Annotated in this window: 14 protein-coding genes; 9 read left to right on the top strand and 5 right to left on the bottom strand. The window is 70.7% G+C overall.

What is annotated here, in order from left to right:
• Positions 1 to 98: 98 nt before the first annotated feature.
• Positions 99 to 3,104 (bottom strand): molybdopterin-dependent oxidoreductase, encoded by a 3,006-nt coding sequence (locus tag OG210_RS22765; protein WP_328326229.1) that lies wholly within the window; start codon positions 3,102 to 3,104, stop codon positions 99 to 101.
• Positions 3,101 to 3,925, bottom strand: a complete 825-nt coding sequence (locus OG210_RS22760; protein WP_328326231.1) for an FAD binding domain-containing protein — start codon at positions 3,923 to 3,925, stop codon at positions 3,101 to 3,103. Before OG210_RS22760 ends, OG210_RS22765 begins: the two co-directional genes overlap by 4 nt.
• A 371-nt stretch (positions 3,926 to 4,296) precedes the next feature.
• Here OG210_RS22760 and OG210_RS22755 point away from each other — a divergent pair, with 371 nt between their 5' ends.
• Positions 4,297 to 5,865: a PucR family transcriptional regulator gene (locus OG210_RS22755; protein ID WP_328326235.1), complete on the top strand. Its 1,569-nt coding sequence runs from the start codon at positions 4,297 to 4,299 to the stop codon at positions 5,863 to 5,865.
• 55 nt (positions 5,866 to 5,920) lie between these two features.
• Here OG210_RS22755 and OG210_RS22750 read toward each other — a convergent pair whose 3' ends face one another.
• Positions 5,921 to 6,418: a MarR family transcriptional regulator gene (locus OG210_RS22750; protein WP_328326237.1), complete on the bottom strand. Its 498-nt coding sequence runs from the start codon at positions 6,416 to 6,418 to the stop codon at positions 5,921 to 5,923.
• A 58-nt stretch (positions 6,419 to 6,476) separates the two neighbouring features.
• Between OG210_RS22750 and OG210_RS22745 the strand changes: the two genes are divergently transcribed.
• Positions 6,477 to 7,433, top strand: a complete 957-nt coding sequence (locus OG210_RS22745) for an amidohydrolase family protein (RefSeq protein ID WP_328326239.1) — start codon at positions 6,477 to 6,479, stop codon at positions 7,431 to 7,433.
• A 32-nt stretch (positions 7,434 to 7,465) separates the two neighbouring features.
• On the opposite strand, the gene OG210_RS22740 is transcribed toward OG210_RS22745, so the two are convergent.
• Entirely contained in the window at positions 7,466 to 7,861 is a 396-nt protein-coding gene (locus OG210_RS22740; RefSeq protein WP_328326241.1) for a TOBE domain-containing protein, read from the bottom strand.
• A 115-nt stretch (positions 7,862 to 7,976) separates the two neighbouring features.
• Between OG210_RS22740 and OG210_RS22735 the strand changes: the two genes are divergently transcribed.
• From OG210_RS22735 to OG210_RS22725, 3 genes are all read left to right on the top strand, one after another.
• Positions 7,977 to 8,573 (top strand): XRE family transcriptional regulator, encoded by a 597-nt coding sequence (locus OG210_RS22735; RefSeq protein WP_328326243.1) that lies wholly within the window; start codon positions 7,977 to 7,979, stop codon positions 8,571 to 8,573.
• 158 nt (positions 8,574 to 8,731) lie between these two features.
• Positions 8,732 to 9,604, top strand: a complete 873-nt coding sequence (locus tag OG210_RS22730; protein ID WP_328326245.1) for a class I SAM-dependent methyltransferase — start codon at positions 8,732 to 8,734, stop codon at positions 9,602 to 9,604.
• 122 nt (positions 9,605 to 9,726) lie between these two features.
• Entirely contained in the window at positions 9,727 to 10,548 is an 822-nt protein-coding gene (locus OG210_RS22725; RefSeq protein ID WP_328326247.1) for a class I SAM-dependent methyltransferase, read from the top strand.
• Positions 10,549 to 10,648: 100 nt separating this feature from the next.
• Here OG210_RS22725 and OG210_RS22720 read toward each other — a convergent pair whose 3' ends face one another.
• Positions 10,649 to 11,308, bottom strand: coding sequence for an HAD family hydrolase (locus tag OG210_RS22720; RefSeq protein WP_328326249.1), 660 nt, complete (start codon positions 11,306 to 11,308; stop codon positions 10,649 to 10,651).
• A gap of 209 nt (positions 11,309 to 11,517) precedes the next feature.
• Between OG210_RS22720 and OG210_RS22715 the strand changes: the two genes are divergently transcribed.
• From OG210_RS22715 to OG210_RS22700, 4 genes are all read left to right on the top strand, one after another.
• A complete protein-coding gene (locus OG210_RS22715) occupies positions 11,518 to 12,531 on the top strand; it encodes an NADPH:quinone reductase (protein WP_328326250.1) in 1,014 nt (337 codons plus the stop codon).
• A gap of 301 nt (positions 12,532 to 12,832) precedes the next feature.
• Positions 12,833 to 13,384, top strand: a complete 552-nt coding sequence (locus tag OG210_RS22710) for a MarR family transcriptional regulator (RefSeq protein ID WP_328326252.1) — start codon at positions 12,833 to 12,835, stop codon at positions 13,382 to 13,384.
• Positions 13,381 to 15,960 carry an MFS transporter gene (locus OG210_RS22705; protein ID WP_328326254.1) on the top strand — a complete coding sequence of 860 codons (2,580 nt, stop codon included), beginning with the start codon at positions 13,381 to 13,383 and terminating at the stop codon, positions 15,958 to 15,960. Before OG210_RS22710 ends, OG210_RS22705 begins: the two co-directional genes overlap by 4 nt.
• A gap of 162 nt (positions 15,961 to 16,122) precedes the next feature.
• Positions 16,123 to 17,250 carry a permease gene (locus tag OG210_RS22700; protein WP_328326256.1) on the top strand — a complete coding sequence of 376 codons (1,128 nt, stop codon included), beginning with the start codon at positions 16,123 to 16,125 and terminating at the stop codon, positions 17,248 to 17,250.
• Positions 17,251 to 17,294: the final 44 nt, after the last annotated feature.

Raw genomic sequence — 17,294 nt, 5'->3', positions numbered from 1 at the left:
GAACCACATATGCAGGTCGATTCGGCCCAGAAAGCTCGCTGATAGGAGTGAAAGGGGCTGGGAATGGCGGCATACGCGAGATTCCTGGCGGGGTGGCGCTACCCATCCAGGCCCCGCGCCCGCCGGTCCATGGCACGCCATACGAGGTCGCGGGTGACCGGGAGTTCGGTAAAGCGGATGCCGGTGGCGTCCCGCAGCGCGTTCGCCAGGGCCGGGGCGACCGGGTTGAACGGGCTCTCGCTCATGGACTTCGCGCCCAGCGGGCCGATCGCGTCATCGGTCTCCATGAAGTGCACCTCGGTACGGGGCACATCGGCGAAGGCGGGCAGCCGGTACATACGGAAGGCAGGCGTGGTGACCTGGCCGCGGTCTCCGAGCCGTACGTTCTCGAAGAGCGTGGCACCCAGCGCCTGGGCCACTCCTCCCTCGACCTGGCCGCGGCACTGCATCGGGTTCATCACCTTGCCGGCGTCCGCCGCGTGCACACTGCGCAGGATGCGGATCTCTCCGCTGCCCGGGTCGACGGCGATCTTGAACCACTGGGCGTTGAAGGCCACCGAGCGGGGCGTGCCGCCGAAGTGGCCGTCCTCGGCGAGTTCCTGGCCCGCGGCCTGCGCGGCGGCGTACAACTCCTTGAGCAGCAGGCGGCGTTCGCCGCACTCGACGGCTTCCTCGACCAGCCGGCAGTCCTCCTTGACCACCCCGAGATGGGCGGCCGCGAAGGTCAGCAGTGACGCAGCGAGCGCCTGTGATGCCCGCAGGGTCGCCTTGCCCGCCACCACGGTGCCGGTCGAGCCGAAAGCGCCCGTGTCGTGGCGCACCACATCCGTGTCCGACTGGCGGATGGTGATCCGGTCGACGGTGGTGCCGAGTTCGCCCGCGGCGACCTGCCGGTGCACGGTGGTGGTGCCGTTGCCGAACTCGGCCGTACCGACGGCGAGATCGAAGCTGCCGTCGGCGAGCAGCGTGACGCGCGCGTCGGCGATATGACCGCCGGGCGGCCCGGTGGCGATCATCGAAAGGGCCGAGCCCTCGCCGACGAGCCACCCGTCGGGCACGGAACCGCCCGGCGGCGAGTCCTGCGGGCCGCCCCCCGCCTTCGCCTGCTCCCTCTCCCTCTCCCTCTCCCTCTCCTTCTCCTGCTTCTGTGCCGCGCGGACGATACCGAGGCACTGGTCGAGCCCGTAGCTCGCGATGTGCAGGTCCTCCTCCTCGCCGTCGGCGGTGATCATGGGCTCGCCCGCCTTGATGATGTTGCGCGCCTTCAGCTCCATCGGGTCCATGTCCAGCCGCCTGGCCAGCTCGTCGAGCACGGACTCCATACCGAAGACGACCTGCCCGAGCCCGTACCCCCGGAACGCGCCCGCCGGAACGGCATGGGTGTAGACCGAGTAGCCGTCCGCCTTCTTGTTGGGGCAGCGGTACACCGACAGGGACTCCCCGCAGGCGTGGAACATCACGGCCGGGCCGTGGTTCCCGTACGCCCCCGTGTTGGAGACCACCCGCAGCTGGAGCGCGGTGAGCGTGCCGTCGCGCCGGGCACCGGCCTTGATGCGGATACGGAACGGATGGCGGGTGGTGGCGCCGAAGAACTGCTCGGCCCGGGTGTACTCCAGCTTGACCGGGCAGCCCGTCCGCATCACGGCGAGCGCGACGATGTCCTCGACGATCATCTCCTGCTTGCCGCCGAATCCGCCGCCGACCCGGCCCGCCACCACGCGTACCTTCTCCAGCGGAAGTTCGAACAGGACACAGAGCGCGCGCCGGGTCAGGAACGGGGTCTGGCTGCTCGTCCGTACGACCAGCCGCTGTCCGTCGGGCGGAGCGGGAATCCCTTCGGTGCGGCCGGCGGTCCCGCCCCCCTCGGCTTCCCTCTCGGCGTTGTGGGCCCCGCTGTTGTCGGCCTCGGTGTTGGCGGCCTCGCTGTTGTCGGCGCGGCCGGCTTCCTCCGTTTCGCCGGACCTGCTCACCCGGTCGACCCCTACTGCGGAGCCCGTCTCGCCGCCCGCGCCCTCCTCCATGGGCTCGAACCAGGCGACCGCTCCGTGCGTCTCCAGGCTGGCGTGCTGCACCCGCTGCGTGCGGAAGTCCTGCTCGTACACCACATCTGCCTCGGCGAACCCGGCCTCGACGTCGCCGATCTCCCCGTGCGCCTCACCGACGACGTTGTCCTGCGGGCGGGAGATACGGGCCTGCTTCGCGTCCTTGGCGTGGACCACGGGGGCGCCCGGCAGCATCGCCTCCTCCGGATCGAACACGGCAGGCAGTACGTCGTAGACGACCTCGATCCGGCGGCACCCCTCCTCGGCGGCCCCCTCGCTGTCGGCGACGACCGCGGCGACGCGCTGGCCGACGTAGCGCACGGTGTCGTCGAGCAGCCGGGTGTCGTCCGGGTCCTCCTCGGGGTGTTCGTGGCGCGCCGTCGAGTACAGCCGCTCCGGCGCGTCGTAGTGGGTCAGGACGGTGTGCACGCCGGGCACCCGCAGTGCGGCCGACGTATCGATGGAGACGATGCGGGCGTGCGCGTGCGGGGAGCGCAGCAGCTTCATGTGCAGCAGCCCCGGCACCTCGATGTCGAAGGTGTAGCGCGCGGTGCCGGTGACCACCTGCGGCCCCGCGGGGGCGGGCAGGCTGCGGCCGACGGCCTTGCCCGCGCAGGGCGCCTCCGCGTGCTTGACCCCCCGGATCGAGTCCTCGATCGCCCGGTAGCCCGTGCAGCGGCACAGGTTTCCCTTGAGCGCCCTGGGCAGGTCGGTCAGCTGGTCCTCGTCGAGCGCAGCGGTGGTCATCAGGAACCCGGCGGTGCAGAATCCGCACTGGAAGCCCTGTGCGTCGAGGAACTTCTGCTGTACGGGGTGGAGTTCGCCGTCCCCGGCCAGCCCCTCCACCGTGGTGACCGAACGGCCTTCGGCCCGTACGGCGGGGTAGAGGCAGCTGTGCACGGGCTCGCCGTCCACATGCACGGTGCACGCCCCGCAGTCCCCCGCGTCGCACCCCTTCTTCACACCGAACCAGCCGCGGTCCCGCAGATAGGTACGCAGACACTGGCCGGGACGGGGCTCCGCATCGAACCGCTTCTTGTTCACTTCGATCTCGTAGGTCATCGCGCACCGCCCCCGGTGAGTTCGGAACGGATCTCCTCGGCGAGACGCAGCGCCATGTGGCGGCGCCACTCGGGGAGTCCGTGGATGTCGTCGAACCAGTCGTCGTCCTGGACTTTCCGCAGGATCTCCGCGCGTAGCTGGGCCGCCGTCGGCGGCAGCGGGAACCAGAACCGGAACGGCCGTACGGTCGAGGCCGTGACTGTGATGGCCAGTGAGCCGTCCAGCGGGTCGAGCGCGCCGACGATCAGCGCGCCGGAGCGGCCGAGCCCGTAGAGCGACGCCTGACGGAACGCCGTACGGGAGGCGAGGGCGCGGGCGGGCAGGGTGACCGAGCGGAGCAACTCCCCCTGGCCCAGGTTCTTTTCCCCGGCGCCGATGATGAAGTCCGTGACCGGCAGGCGGCGCAGCGATCCGTCCTGCGCCCTGAGCAGGCAGACGCCGTCGAGACCGGCGGTGAGCGAGATCATCGGGCCGGCCGGCAGACCGTTGCAGAGGTTCCCGCCGAGGGTCGCCATGTTCCAGATCTTGAACGAGGCGAGGAACGCCCGGCAGCACTGCTCGACGAGCGGCGCCGCGGGGGCCGACCAGGCCTTACCGAACCGGGAGAGCTGCGCGATCGTGCAGGTCGCCGCGATCTCCAGATCACCGTTCGGCAGCTCCTTCAGCGGCTCCCAGCCCATCCGGCTGAGATCGATCAGCCGCCGCAGCCGGGGCTGGGGCTCGGAGAAGAGGTAGGTGCCGCCGCCCAGCCAGTAGTCGCCGGGGCGCCAGGCCGGTCCGGTGCGCGCGTCGCACACCTCGGCCACCGTATTGAGATCCATACCGCTCCCCCTTTTCCTTCTCGGGTTTCCTTCTCCGGGTTCTCCGTGCTGCCGGTTCGTGCCCGGTCGTGCCCGGTCGTGCCCGGTCGTGCCGCTCGGGGTTTCCGCTTCCCGGGCCGCCGAAGCTCCGTCCAGCGCCTGCACCGTTGGCACGTACCGGCACGTACTCCGTCAGTGAAGCAACGCGCCACGGTCCGGCACGACTGGTTTCAGCCACGGAAATCCGCCGAGTCCCCAGCACGATGGTTGGACGATCAACCAAGAGGCATTCCGGCACGGCGCCCTGGCATTTACGATGGCTCCACTCGCACTCGCCTAGTGAATGTGAGATGCCGGATCTTCAGGTCGGGCGCCGCACAAGGAGCCAGAGCATGCACGTCGAACAACTTCTCCAGCTCGAATCGCTCGATCTGGCCCTGCTCTGGGGGGAGCACCCGCTCCTCACCCGGGAGATCAGCGGTGTCACCGCCACGGATCTGGAGGACCCGGCGCGCTTCCTCCAGCAGGGCGAGATCGTGCTGAGCGGGCTGGTCTGGTGGAGCCCCGGCGACAGCCCGGCGAAGACCGACCACTTCGTCTCGGCGCTCCGCTCGGCCGGGGCGACGGCGCTCCTCGCGGGCGAGGAGACCCACGGCACCGTCCCCGCCGTCCTGGTCGACTCCTGCCGCGAACACGGTGTCCCCCTGCTCTCCGTGCCCGCGCAGACGAGCTTCCGCGCCATCACCGAGGCGGTCTATCTGCGCCAGTGGGGCGACCTCAGCCGCCGCCCGGCCCACCACTACGCGCTGCCCGCCAACGTCCGGACGGAGCTCGCCCGGCTGCTCGCGGACGGCGCGGGCGCCGCCGAACTCCTGGACCGCGCCTTCGCCCATCTCGGCCGGCTGCCCTGCTACCTGCTGGCGGCCGGGGGCCGCACCCTCGGCCGTACGCCGTCCGCCCCCAAACTGCCCGTACAGCGGGCCGCCGCACTGCTGAGGGACACCGCACGGGACACCACCCGGGTCGCCCTGCGCATCGAGGCGGACTCGGGTCCCTACGACACCTGGTACCTCTACCTCCCCGACCCGGCGGAGGCCCCGCCCCGCGTACTCCACGAGATCGCCGACGTGATGGCCCAGTACCGCCACGCCCTCGACCGCCGCCGGGCGGCGGAGCGGCGGGCAGCCGACGAACTGCTGGCCCTGGTCGACTCCCCGGTGGCCGACGCGACGGCTCTGGACTCCGCGCTGACCGCCTGCGGCCTCCCCGCGCACGGCCACTACCGGGTGCTCGTCGCCGCACTGGGGGCCTGCGGATCGCAGCAGAACGAGGGGACGGGCGCGCGGGCCGCGCTCACGGAGGCACTGAGCCACGCCGCGGCCGGTCCGTTCGCGGTGGGGCTGCGGCCCGGCGGCACGGCGGCGGCCGTCCTGCACACCGGCCAGGACAGCCAGGACAGCCACCACCGCGCCGCCGGGCGGCCCGCGGTCGACCAGGCGTGGTCGCTGCTGCACGACTGCGCCCCGGCGACACCGCTGCACGCCGGTATCAGCGACAGCACTCCAGGACCCAGCGGCCTCAACTCCGCGCTCGGGCAGGCGCGTTACGCCCTGGCAGCGGCCGCCACCACAGCCGCCGGAGCCGACCGGGTCACCGCGGTCGACGACCTCACCTCACTGGACGCGCTGCTGGCGGGCATCCCCACCGACGTACGCACGGCCTTCAGCGCCAACGCCCTGGGCCCCCTGTCCGACAGCTCCAGCAGTTCGCACCGCGTGCTCCTGGAAACACTGGAGGCCTTCCTCGACCACAACTGCTCCTGGACCCGCACCGCGGAGGCCCTGCATCTGCACGTCAACACAGTGCACTACCGCATCCAGCGCGTGGAGTCCCTGACCGGCCGCGGGCTCTCCAGCCTGGACGACAAACTCGATCTGCACGCCGCGCTGAAGTGCCGCTGACGAACCGCCGCTGACGGACCGCCGGCCACAGACCGGCTGCCGCCCACCGGGGCGCTCAGGCGTCCAGGGCGGCGATGGCGTCGGCCAGTCGGTGCAACTGGCGGGCGAGCTGCGTGCGTTCAGCGGGCGGGAACTGGGTCAGGGTGCGGGTCTGGCGTTCGCGCAGTCGCTCGCGTACGGCGCCGAGCTGGTGGGCGCCGTCATCGGTGAGGCCGACCAGAACCCGGCGCTCATCGGTGGCCGAGCGCCGACGGGTCACGCTGCCCTTGCTCTCCAGCTGCTGAAGCATCCGGGTGGCGGTGGGGACGCTGACGTCGGCCGCGGCGGCCAGTTGCCCGACCGTGAGCTCCCCTGCCGTCGCCAGCGGGTCGAGGAGGGCCAGTTGGGCGAGGGACAGACCGGAGCCCGCCTGACCGGCCACCGAGCGGGCGCGGCGCATCGCGTAGAAGAGCGCGTCCGCGGCCTGCGCCAGCTCGTCCACGCCTGCATCCGATGTGTCGGGTGCGTTCGATTCGGCGCCCTCGTCCGGGGCGCGCTTGCTTCTTCCCACCATGACCGTTAGCGTACTAAATGAATTCGTTAGCACGCTAAGTGTTAGGAGAGCAGAAGAAATGAGCTTCCCGGCACGCATAGACGTCCACCAGCACATCGTTCCGCCGGTCTGGGCGAAGGCCCTGGAAACCCGCGGCATGGACTCCGGCGGCTGGGCCATCCCGGCCTGGAGCGCGGCCGACGCGATCACGATGATGGACGAGCAGGGCATAGCCACCGGCGTCCTCTCGGTCACCGCGCCCGGTGTCCGCCTCGACGACGACGTGGCCGGGGTCCGCGCCCTGGCCCGCGCCGTCAACGAGTACGGCGCCGAAATGGTCAGGGACCACCCCGACCGGATCGGCTCCTTCGCCTCCATCCCGCTGCCGGACGTGGATGGCGCGCTGGAAGAGACCGCCTACGCACTGGACACCCTGGGTGCCGACGGTGTGGTGCTCATGTCCAACACCCAGGGCCGCTACCTCGGCGATCCCGGCTTCGAGCCGCTCTGGGCCGAGCTGGACCGGCGCGAGGCGGTCGTGTTCATCCACCCGGCGCAGCCTCCGATGGCGCTGCTTCCCGGAACCCCGGCCCCGCTGGCCGACTACGTCTTCGACACCACCCGCACCGCTCTGAACATGGTGCTGAACGGTGTCATGAGCCGGTACCCGAAGGTCAAGGTCATCCTGTCGCACGGCGGCGGCTTCCTGCCCTACGCGGCCTACCGGTTCTCCGGCCTGACCTCGACCGTGGTCGACACCGGCCGCAACGACGAGGACATCATCCGCGACCTCAAGCGGTTCTACTTCGACACCGCGCTGGCCGCCAGCCCCAGCGCCCTGCCCGCACTGCTCGCCTTCGCCGAGCCCGGTCACGTCCTCTACGGAAGCGACTGGCCCTTCGCCCCGCAGAACGCCGGCAGCTACTACAACCACTTCCTGGAGACCTACCGGGACTTCACCCCCGGCCAGGCCGAGGCGGTCAACCGCGGCAGCGCCGAAGTCCTCTTCCCCCGCCTCGCCCGCCTCGCCCGCTGACCGCCGGGACTGACTACCGCCTGTCGAGCCGACTACTGCCTGTCGATATGAACGTTCGTCGACTTCACCCGCGCCGTCGCGGTCACCCCGACCACGATCCCCAGCTCGTCGACGGCCTCCCGGCTCACCAGGGAGACCAGCCGGTGCGGCCCGGACTGGATCTCGACCTGGGCGACCACGTCGTCCACGACGACCCGGGTGACGATCCCGGCGAAGGAGTTCCGTACGGAGGTGTGGACCTCCCCCGGCACCGGATGCAGACCCTCGGCCCGCCCCTTGGCGAAGGCCGCGAGGCTCACCCCGTCGATGACGCGGTTCCCCGAGCCGTCCCGGTCCATGGCGATCTGCCCCCCGTCGGCCCAGCGACGGACGGTCTCAGGACTCACACCGAGCAGTCCCGCTGCCTGGCCAATGCTGTACGACGGCATTCCAGCACCCTAGAGCCTCCCGGGAACCTCCCGACCCGACGGGTGACGACGGCGTCACGGGGCGGTGGTGCCGACAGTTCTGTGGGCTTTGCGCATACGGCATACGATGTTGCCCATGACGCAAGGCGATGGGGAGTTCGACAGCCTCGTACGCAAACGGATCCGCGCTCTGCGCGTGGCGCAGGGCTGGTCTCTGGACGAGCTGGCCACCCGCGCCCGGCTCAGCCCCTCCACGCTCAGCCGGATCGAGAACGGTCGGCGCCGCCTCGCTCTGGACCAGCTCGTCACCCTCGCCCGCGCGCTGGACACCACGCTCGACCAACTGGTCGAGACGGCCACGGACGACGTCATCTCCAGCCCGGTGATCGACTCCGCCCACCAGCTGATGCGCTGGTCCGTCCGGGCGGACCCGGGCATGACCGTCGTACGCCAGCGCATGACGGACCCACCGCCCGACAGCCCCTCACGTATGCGCGCCCACCCGGGCCGCGAATGGCTCGTCGTCCTCTCCGGCACCGCCGTCCTGCTTCTGGGCAACCGGCGCTTCCGGGTGGAGACCAACCAGGCCGCCGAGTTCCCCACGATGGTCCCGCACGCCATCGGTGCCGAAGGCGGGCCGTGCGAGCTGCTGGGCATCTTCGACCGCGACGCCCGCCGCAGCCACCAGCGCAACGACGACAGCACCGGGAGCCCGGACAGCCCGTCGCGCTGATCCCCGCCGTGCCCGGTGGCCCCCGGCGGCTCCGCCCTGCGACGCCTTTCCACTCAGGCCGCCGGCTGCTTGCGCGGCCGGCACGGAAAGCGCCCACCCTCTTGCTCTTCCGGAAAGCGACCGGGCCACACCCTCGTGATCCTCGTAGCGTGGGCGCCATGACACACCCCTCCCCGCACGCGGCGCACGACCACGGCGCCCACCCGGCCCACGGACCGGAGCACGACACCGACGGCCAGGCGGAGCTCCTCGACCTGGACGCCGAGGTGCTCGCCGAACACATCGCTGCCATCACCGCCTGGCTGCCCGTCGCGGCCGACCCCCGCCACATCGTGGATCTGGGCTGCGGCACCGGGGCCGGCACCCTCGCCCTGCTCAAGCGCTTCCCCCGGGCCGAGGTGACCGCGGTCGACACCTCGGCCGACCACCTGCAACGCCTGCGGCACAAGGCCGAGGCAGCGGGTCTCGCCGACCGGGTGCGCACCGTTCAGGCCGACCTCGACGGGGTCTGGCCAGAGCTCGGCACTCCCGAACTGGTCTGGGCATCGGCCTCCATGCACCACATGGCCGACCCCGACCGCACCCTGCGCCAGGTCCACAACACGCTTGCTCCCGAAGGGCTGTTCGCCGTCGTCGAACTGGCGGGCTTCCCGCGCTTCCTGCCCGAGGACGCACCGGCAGACCGTCCCGGACTCGAAGAACGCTGCCACGCCGCACTCGACCGCCACCATGCCGAACAGGTGCCCCACCGCGGCGCCGACTGGGGACCCAAACTGACCGCCGCGGGCTTCACCGTCGAGGGCGAACGCGTCATCACCGTCAACATGGGCCCGCCCCACACCGAGGCCGTCGGCCGCTACGCACTCGGCAGCCTGACCCGCATACGGGGCGGGGTCGCCCAGGCGCTGACAGCCGAAGACCTCACCGCTCTCGACCAACTGCTCGACACCGACAGCCCGCACAGCATCCTGCGCCGCGACGACCTGACGGTACGCACCGAGCGCACGGTGTGGGCCGCCCGCCGCCCCTGAACCACCGCACCCCGCTCCCCCGCCCCCACCGTCCTCAGCGCCGGGCGGCCCTCACCTACTGCACTGAGGACAGTCATGCTGAGGGACGGTCATATGGGCGGGGTGCGCCGTAGGTTGGGCCGGTGACGACTACCGCAACGCAGGAAGCATTCCTGAAGGCCTTCCATGCCGAGCACCCGGCGGTTACCGCCGAGGCGTTCGGCGGCGGCCGGGCTCCGGACGGCCGGTCAAGTTACGAGATCCTGTGCGACCGGGTGGCCGGCAGCAGGCGCGTACTGGACCTCGGCTGTGGCGATGGTCCGCTGCTGGAACTCCTGGCCAGGACCGAGGGGCGACAGCTGGCCGGGGTGGATCTGTCCCCGCAGGCACTGGCGCTGGCACGGCGCCGGCCGGCGCTGTCCGGGGCGAGGCTCCAGGAGGGCCGGGCCCAGAAACTCCCCTTCGCCGACGGCACCTTCGATGCCTGCGTCTCCCATATGGCGCTGATGCTGATGGGCGAGATCGAAGAGGTCGTGGCCGAGGTCGCCCGCGTGCTGTCTCCCGGAGGCGTGCTGGCATGTGTGCTGGGGCGGGGCGCTCTCGGCGGCGAAGCCTACGAGCGCTTCATCGGGCTGCTGCGGTCCGCGGTACGGGAACTGCCCGCATCGCGGCGCGTTCCGCCGCTGGGAGACCGGCGGACGCGCAGTCGGGACGGGCTCGACGAAATCCTCGGGCCGGCCGGCTTCGCAGCGGTGGACTGGGAGACCGTTCCCATCGATCTGAGTGGTCCGGTGGAGCAGGTGTGGGACTCCGTGTCCGGCCTTTACGACCTTGGCCCCCTGGACCGGGCCGCCGTGGAGCGCCTGCGGGCAGCCTTCTTCGCCGAGGTGCGGGAGATGACGACGCCGGACGGGCAGGTTCCGTGCACGTTCTTGGTCCACGTCGCGACTGCGCGCCTGCGTTGACCGCGTTGGCTGCGTTGACTGCGCTGACTGCACGCCAGGTCGGAGTTGCGGTTGGCCGGGAAGGTCCTGCCCCGGCCAACCGGCCGCCCGGGTTACCGGCTCACCGGGCAGCGGCCGTCAGCAGTTCCGGCAGTCCGCGCATGTCGTCGAAGACGACCGTGCCCGGCCCCTCCAGCCGGGAGGCCGGCGTCAGGCCGCCGCAGTAGCCGAAGGCCCGCATTCCGGCGGCTCGGGCGGCCTGGACTCCGTACGGGCTGTCCTCGATCACCACGCACCGCCCGGGGTCCACACCCATGGAGCGGGCCGCGTGCAGAAAGAGGTCGGGCGCCGGCTTGCCCCTGGGGACATCGTCGGCGCTGAAGATGCGTCCCTTGAAGTGGTCGGTCAGCGCGACGGTCTCCAGGTTCCGCCGGATGCCCTCGTGATCGCCGTTGGACGCGACGCACCGGGGCGTGGTCAGGCCCTCCAGGACCTCCGCGATACCGTCGACAGCAGTCAGTTCGGCCGCGAACGCCGCCTGGTACAGATGCTCGTACCGCAGCTGCCAGTCCTTCTCCATCCGTCGTCCGAGCCGCTCCTCCACAGCAGCCGTGTAGACCTCCGTGGACGAACCCACGAATCGCTCGATGATCTCCGCCTCGGTGAAGTCGCACCCCAGGTCGGCCATGATCATCGCGTCTACTTTGATGCATATTCGTTCGCTGTCCACGAGCACACCGTCACAGTCGAAGATCACCAGTTCCACGGGGTTCACTGTCATGCTCGGCAGCGTAGAGGCAGGGTCGAGGGGCCGCCGGGACTTTTCGTTCAGGTCCGGGCCGGGAGGCCGCCCCGCTCGTCTCCTTGTCCCGGGGCTCTCCGAGGCTCCCGGAATACCGTGCGCCGTAAGGCGGTTCAGAAGGTGCCCCACACAGAACGCGTTCTCCCCGTGCGACAGCTTCCCCAGGGGCGGGCGAAGAAAGGTGACAGATGAAGTCCGTCATCCGGACGGCTGCCGGCGGACCCGAGGTCCTGCAGCTCGTCGAGCGTCCGGTTCCCGAGCCCGGCCCGGGTGAGGTACGGGTCCGTGTGCGCGTCTCGGGCATCAACCCCACCGACTGGCGCAGCCGCAGACGCGCGCTGCCGCCGGGCGTGAACGAGCAGGTGCCCCACCAGGACGGTGCCGGGGTGATCGACGCCGTCGGTCCGCAGGTCGACCCGGCTCGGGTCGGGCAGCGGGTGTGGATCTGGGAGGCCGCGTGGGAGCGGCCCTGGGGAACGGCACAGCAGTACACGCTCGTGCCCGACCGGCATGCCGTCGCCCTGCCCGACCACGCCCCGTTCGAGCTCGGCGCGGCCCTGGGCATCCCCGCCCTGACCGCCCATCGCGCGCTGACCGTGCATGACGGCGGGCCGGGGCGTATCGCGCCCGGCACCCTGCGGGGCGCGACGGTGCTGGTGGCGGGCGGTGCCGGCGCGGTCGGCAACGCGGCCGTTCAGCTCGCCCGCTGGGCCGGGGCGCGTGTGATCACCACGGTCAGCAGCCCTGCCAAGGCAGCGCTGGCGCGCGCGGCAGGTGCCCACCAGGTGGTCGACTACCGCACCCAGGACGCCACCGCGGAGATCCTCGCCTTCGCCCCCGAGGGTGTCGACATCGTCGTGGAGGTCGCACCGGGCGCCAACGCCGCTCTCGACATCGCGGTAGCCGCCCAGGGTGCTGTGGTGGCCTACTACTCGGGCGGCGAGGACGAGCAGCTCTCCGTCCCGGTGCTCTCCTCGCTGGCGGCGAATCTGCGCTGGCAGAGTGTTTTCGTCTACACGGTGCCGCCCGCCGCGAAGCAGCAGGCACTCACCGATGTCGCGGCGGCCGTGGACGCGGGCGCCCTGCGCGTGGGCGAGGAGGCCGGAATGCCGCTGCACCGCTTCGCGCTGGAGCGCACCGCTGACGCCCACGCCGCGCTTGAACAAGGCGTGGTCGGGCGGGTTCTGCTCGACATCCCGTGACCGCCCTCATCCCGTGACCGCCCCGGTCCTCGCCGCGCGCCCACTGGCCGTCGGTCCCACCACCACCTGGACCCTGCGGATGCCGCCGGCGCCCTGCTGATGCCGCTTCAGTGCTAGCGCCGGCGGCCTGTCGGTGCGCTGTCGGCGGTCTGTCGGCGGCGCCGCCCAGGATGGCCGTACGGCACCGATACGCAGGGCGAGTCGGCGTACTCCTCGCGAGGGCCGTGTTCCAGCACGGGTCCAGGGCCGCTACAATAACTTGCTCGATACAAGCAACAATAAGAACATGGAGGCGGGAGGCATGGACAAGGGGACGGTCCATGACCGCCCAGCAGAGGCGATTCCGGTCACCGGAGACGCCAGTGCCGAGGAGGCCGCAGCCGGACTCGGGAGCCAGATCGTACGGTTCTCCCGACTGCTCACAGCCCACAGACGCCGGGCCAAGTTCGAGCAGGGTGCCGGTGAGCGGCTGCTCCTCGCGCGACTGGTGCTCGACGGCGAACGGCGAGCCACCGACCTGGCCACGGACACCTTCCTGGACCTTTCGACTGTCAGTCGGCAGGTGCGGTCGATGGTGGAGAACGGCCTGATCGCCCGGCGCCCGGACCCGGAGGACCGGCGTGGTGCGCTGCTGCACGCGACCGAGGCCGGGCACGCGGCGTTCGAGGCGTACCGGCGGCAGCGCGACGCGGAGCTGGCGGATCTCCTCAGGCCCTGGCCACCGGAGGACCGGTACCAGCTCATCCGGCTGATGGCACGCCTCAACGACGACCTGGCAGAGCATGAACACGCACGTCACTGCTCGGGAAACCACTCCGAAGCAGCGGCGAAGCAGGGAGCAAAACAAGCATGAGTGAGGCCGTGTCCGCGCCACGCGGAGACACCCAGACCAAAGCGATACCCAACAGCCCGGGCGGCCTGAGCCACCGGCAGATCCTGACCATCCTGAGCGGCCTCATGCTGGGCATGTTCCTGGCCGCGCTCGACCAGACCATCGTCTCGACCTCGATCCGCACCATCGCGGACGACCTGCACGGCCTGAGCCAGCAGGCGTGGGCGACGACGGCCTACCTGATCACTTCGACGATCGCCACACCGCTGTACGGCAAGCTGTCCGACCTGCATGGACGTAAGCCGTACTTCCTGACCGCGATCACTGTTTTCATCATCGGCTCGGTGCTGTGCACCTTCTCGACGTCGATGACCGAGCTGGCGTCCTTCCGTGCCCTGCAGGGCATCGGCGCCGGTGGTCTGATGTCACTGGCCCTCGCGATCATCGGCGACATCGTGCCGCCCCGCGAACGGGCCCGCTATCAGGGCTACATGCTGGCGACCTTCGCCACCTCCAGTGTCGCCGGACCGCTGATCGGCGGCTTCCTGGCCGGCCAGCACAGCATCCTGGGCGTCACCGGCTGGCGCTGGGTGTTCCTGGTGAACGTCCCGATCGGGATCATCGCGCTGTTCGTCGTCGCGAAGGTCCTCAACATCCCGCACGTCCGCCGATTCCGCCGTATCGACTGGTGGGGCGCGGTCACCATCGCGATCGGCGTGGTGCCGCTGCTGCTCGTCGCCGAGCAGGGCCGTGAGTGGGGCTGGGGTTCCACGAACTCGCTGGTCTGCTACGGCGTCGGCGTGGTGGGCATCATCGCCTGGATCCTCGTCGAGCTCCGGATGGGCGACGACGCGCTGATCCCGATGCGCCTGTTCCGCAACTCGATCTTCAGCAAGACCAGTCTGCTGTCCGTGCTCATCGGCGCGGGCATGTTCGGCGGGATGCTGATGATCCCGCAGTACCTGCAGATCGTGAAGGGCGCCAGTCCCACCCGGTCGGGCCTCGAAATGCTGCCGCTGATGCTCGGCATGATCATCGCCTCGGTCGTGGCCGGTCAGCTCACCGCGAAGACCGGACGCTACAAGATCTTCCCGATCATCGGCACCGCTCTGATGGTCGCGGCGCTGCTGCTGTTCCACTTCAAGGTCCAGTGGGACACGCCCCTGTGGGAGACCATGGTCTTCATGCTCATCTTCGGCCTCGGCCTGGGTGGCTGTATGCAGACGCTGGTCCTCGCGGTGCAGAACGCGGTGCCGCCGCAGGACATGGGTGTGGCGACAGCGTCGTCCACGTTCTTCCGTCAGATGGGCGCCACCGCCGGTACCGCGATCTTCCTGTCGGTGCTGTTCAGCAATGTCGGCGACAAGATCGCCTCGGCGTTCAAGTCGGCCGCGCAGACCCCGCAGTTCCAGGCCGCGCTCCACGATCCACAGGTGCTGTCGAACCCGGCCAACAAGCCGGTGCTCGACATGGTGAAGAACCCCGGCGGGGGTGGCGGGGCCAGCGTGCTGAACGACTCCTCGTTCATCCAGCAGCTCGACCCGCGTCTGTCGGAGCCCTTCAAGCAGGGCTTCGCCGACTCCATGCACCTGGTGTTCCTGATCGCCGCAGGCGTGGTCGCGGTCGCCTTCCTGATGGTCCTGTGGACCAAGGAGGTTCCGCTGCGGAACGTGTCGGGCCTGCAGGCCCGTGCCGATGAGGAGAACGGCGTGGCGAGTGCCGCCGCCGAGGCCGCCGTCGCGGCCACCCCGGAGCCGCTCCCGGCCACCACCACCGCCGGCCGCCACGCGGCACCCCGGCAGGAGCCGGCCGACGCAGTCGAAGCCGCCACGGCGGACGGATCGGGCGCGGGCGTCAGGGGATACATCCGCGACGCCGACGGCTCGCCCGTACCGCAGGCCGTGGTCACCCTGATCGACCTGGGCGGGCGGCAGCTCGGCCGTACGACGACGGGACCGGACGGCCGGTACTTCGTCGCGGCGCCCGCCGGCGGTACGTACGTCCTGATCGGCTCCGGGGGCGCACGGCAGCCCCAGGCGACGACGGTGGCGGTCGCCGATGGCCCCGTCGACTTCGACCTGATGCTCAGCGGTGCCGCCGGGCTCTCCGGTACGGTCCTGGCGACGCCCGGCAACCGTCCGCTGCCGGGCGCGCTCGTCATCGCCACCGACATGCGCGGTGATGTCGTCGCATCCGGCACCGCCGACGGCGCCGGGGACTTCGGCTTCGGCGACCTGGTGCCCGGCAGCTACACCCTCGCGGTGAGCGCCGGCGGGCACCGGCCGACGGCCGTGCCGGTGGAGGTCGCCAGCGGCTCCGCCAACCGCTACGAGGTCCGGCTCGACCCCGGCGCCCGGGTCCACGGCACCATCCGCAACAGCGCGGGCGAGCCCCTGGACGACGCCCGGGTCACCCTGCTCGACGCCGCGGGGAACACGGTGGGGTCGACGGTCACGGGTGCGGACGGTGTATACACGTTCAACGACCTCGACACCGGCGACTACACGGTGGTGGCCAGCGGATACGCTCCCAGCGCCCAATCGCTGCTGGTGGACCGCAAGGGCGGGCAGGACCTCGACCTGGACCTGAGCCACTGAGGCGGCCAGGGCCCTGAGAGGCGGGAGCCGACCGTAACTCCCTCCCTGGCGTGGTGAGTCGGGGCGGCCGGGAGGCGGCTCTGCCGGAGGCCGTGGTGCGACACGAAGGTGTCGCACCACGGCCTCCGGTGCGTTTACCGCGTCGCGAGGAAGGCTGCACGGATGCAAGCCGTACTGCACGCACTGTCGATCGCCGGTTCCATGACCTGGGAGATCACCTGGGCCCTGATTCTCGGCTTCGCGCTGTCCGCTGTCGTCCAGGCGGTGGTCCGCAAGTCCACCGTCATCTCCCTGCTCGGCGACGACCGCCCCCGTACCCTCGCCGTGGCGACCGGCCTCGGCATGGCCTCGTCCTCGTGCTCCTACGCCGCGGTGGCACTCGCCCGCTCGCTGTTCCGCAAGGGCGCGGACTTCACCGCTGCCATGGCCTTCGAGATCGCCTCGACCAACTTGGTGGTCGAACTCGGTGTGATCCTGGCCCTGCTGATGGGCTGGCAGTTCACCGCGGCGGAGTTCGCCGGCGGCCCCCTCATGATCGCCGTACTGGCCCTGCTGTTCCGGCTGTTCCTGCGGGACGGACTGCTGCGCCAGGCGCGTGAACAGGCCGAGCGGGGCCGGGCCGGCTCGATGGAGGGCCACGCGGCGATGGACATGTCCGTCCAGCGGGAGGGTTCCTTCGCGCGGCGGCTGTTCTCGCGGGACGGCCTCACGGCGACCTCGCACGTCTTCGTCATGGAGTGGGCGGCCATCCTGCGCGACCTGGTGATCGGCCTGCTCGTCGCCGGGGCGATCGCCGCCTGGGTCCCGGACTCCTTCTGGCGCACGTTCTTCTTCGACGGCCACCCCCTGGCGTCCAGACTGTGGGGCCCGGTCATCGGCCCGCTGGTGGCCATGGCCTCGTTCGTCTGCTCCATCGGGAACGTGCCGCTCGCGGTCGTGCTGTGGAAGGGCGGCATCAGCTTCGGCGGCGTGCTGGCCTTCATCTTCGCCGACCTGCTGATCCTGCCGATCCTCAACATCTACCGGAAGTACTACGGCGCGCGGATGACGGCGTTCCTGCTCGTCACCTTCTATGTGTCGATGGTCGTCGCCGGATACGTCGTCGAGTTCGCCTTCGGCGGCCTGGGAATCGTCCCCGACCGGGCCGGCGCGAGAGTCCCCATGGGCGGCGTCAGCTGGAACTACACGACCTGGCTCAACATCGCGTTCCTGATCCTAGGCGCCGCGCTCCTGGTCCGGTTCTTGCGCACCGGCGGCAGGGAGATGCTCCGCATGATGGGCAGCCAGTAGCCCTCCGGGCGGGTGGCTGACAACGTCGTTCTCCAGGACCACAA

It is taken from the genome of Streptomyces sp. NBC_00466, from assembly GCF_041433995.1.
In the GTDB taxonomy this organism is placed as follows: domain Bacteria; phylum Actinomycetota; class Actinomycetes; order Streptomycetales; family Streptomycetaceae; genus Streptomyces.
This window is presented reverse-complemented; position numbering and strand designations above follow the sequence as displayed.

Coding starts and splice junctions, on each gene's coding strand:
- OG210_RS22760 (WP_328326231.1), bottom strand. CDS start 3,925: ATGGATCTCAATACGGTGGCCGAGGTGTGCGACGCGCGCACCGGACCG.
- OG210_RS22710 (WP_328326252.1), top strand. CDS start 12,833: ATGGACAAGGGGACGGTCCATGACCGCCCAGCAGAGGCGATTCCGGTC.
- OG210_RS22740 (WP_328326241.1), bottom strand. CDS start 7,861: ATGCCGTCGTACAGCATTGGCCAGGCAGCGGGACTGCTCGGTGTGAGT.
- OG210_RS22730 (WP_328326245.1), top strand. CDS start 8,732: ATGACACACCCCTCCCCGCACGCGGCGCACGACCACGGCGCCCACCCG.
- OG210_RS22700 (WP_328326256.1), top strand. CDS start 16,123: ATGCAAGCCGTACTGCACGCACTGTCGATCGCCGGTTCCATGACCTGG.
- OG210_RS22750 (WP_328326237.1), bottom strand. CDS start 6,418: ATGGTGGGAAGAAGCAAGCGCGCCCCGGACGAGGGCGCCGAATCGAAC.
- OG210_RS22705 (WP_328326254.1), top strand. CDS start 13,381: ATGAGTGAGGCCGTGTCCGCGCCACGCGGAGACACCCAGACCAAAGCG.
- OG210_RS22715 (WP_328326250.1), top strand. CDS start 11,518: ATGAAGTCCGTCATCCGGACGGCTGCCGGCGGACCCGAGGTCCTGCAG.
- OG210_RS22735 (WP_328326243.1), top strand. CDS start 7,977: ATGACGCAAGGCGATGGGGAGTTCGACAGCCTCGTACGCAAACGGATC.
- OG210_RS22755 (WP_328326235.1), top strand. CDS start 4,297: ATGCACGTCGAACAACTTCTCCAGCTCGAATCGCTCGATCTGGCCCTG.
- OG210_RS22745 (WP_328326239.1), top strand. CDS start 6,477: ATGAGCTTCCCGGCACGCATAGACGTCCACCAGCACATCGTTCCGCCG.
- OG210_RS22720 (WP_328326249.1), bottom strand. CDS start 11,308: ATGACAGTGAACCCCGTGGAACTGGTGATCTTCGACTGTGACGGTGTG.
- OG210_RS22765 (WP_328326229.1), bottom strand. CDS start 3,104: ATGACCTACGAGATCGAAGTGAACAAGAAGCGGTTCGATGCGGAGCCC.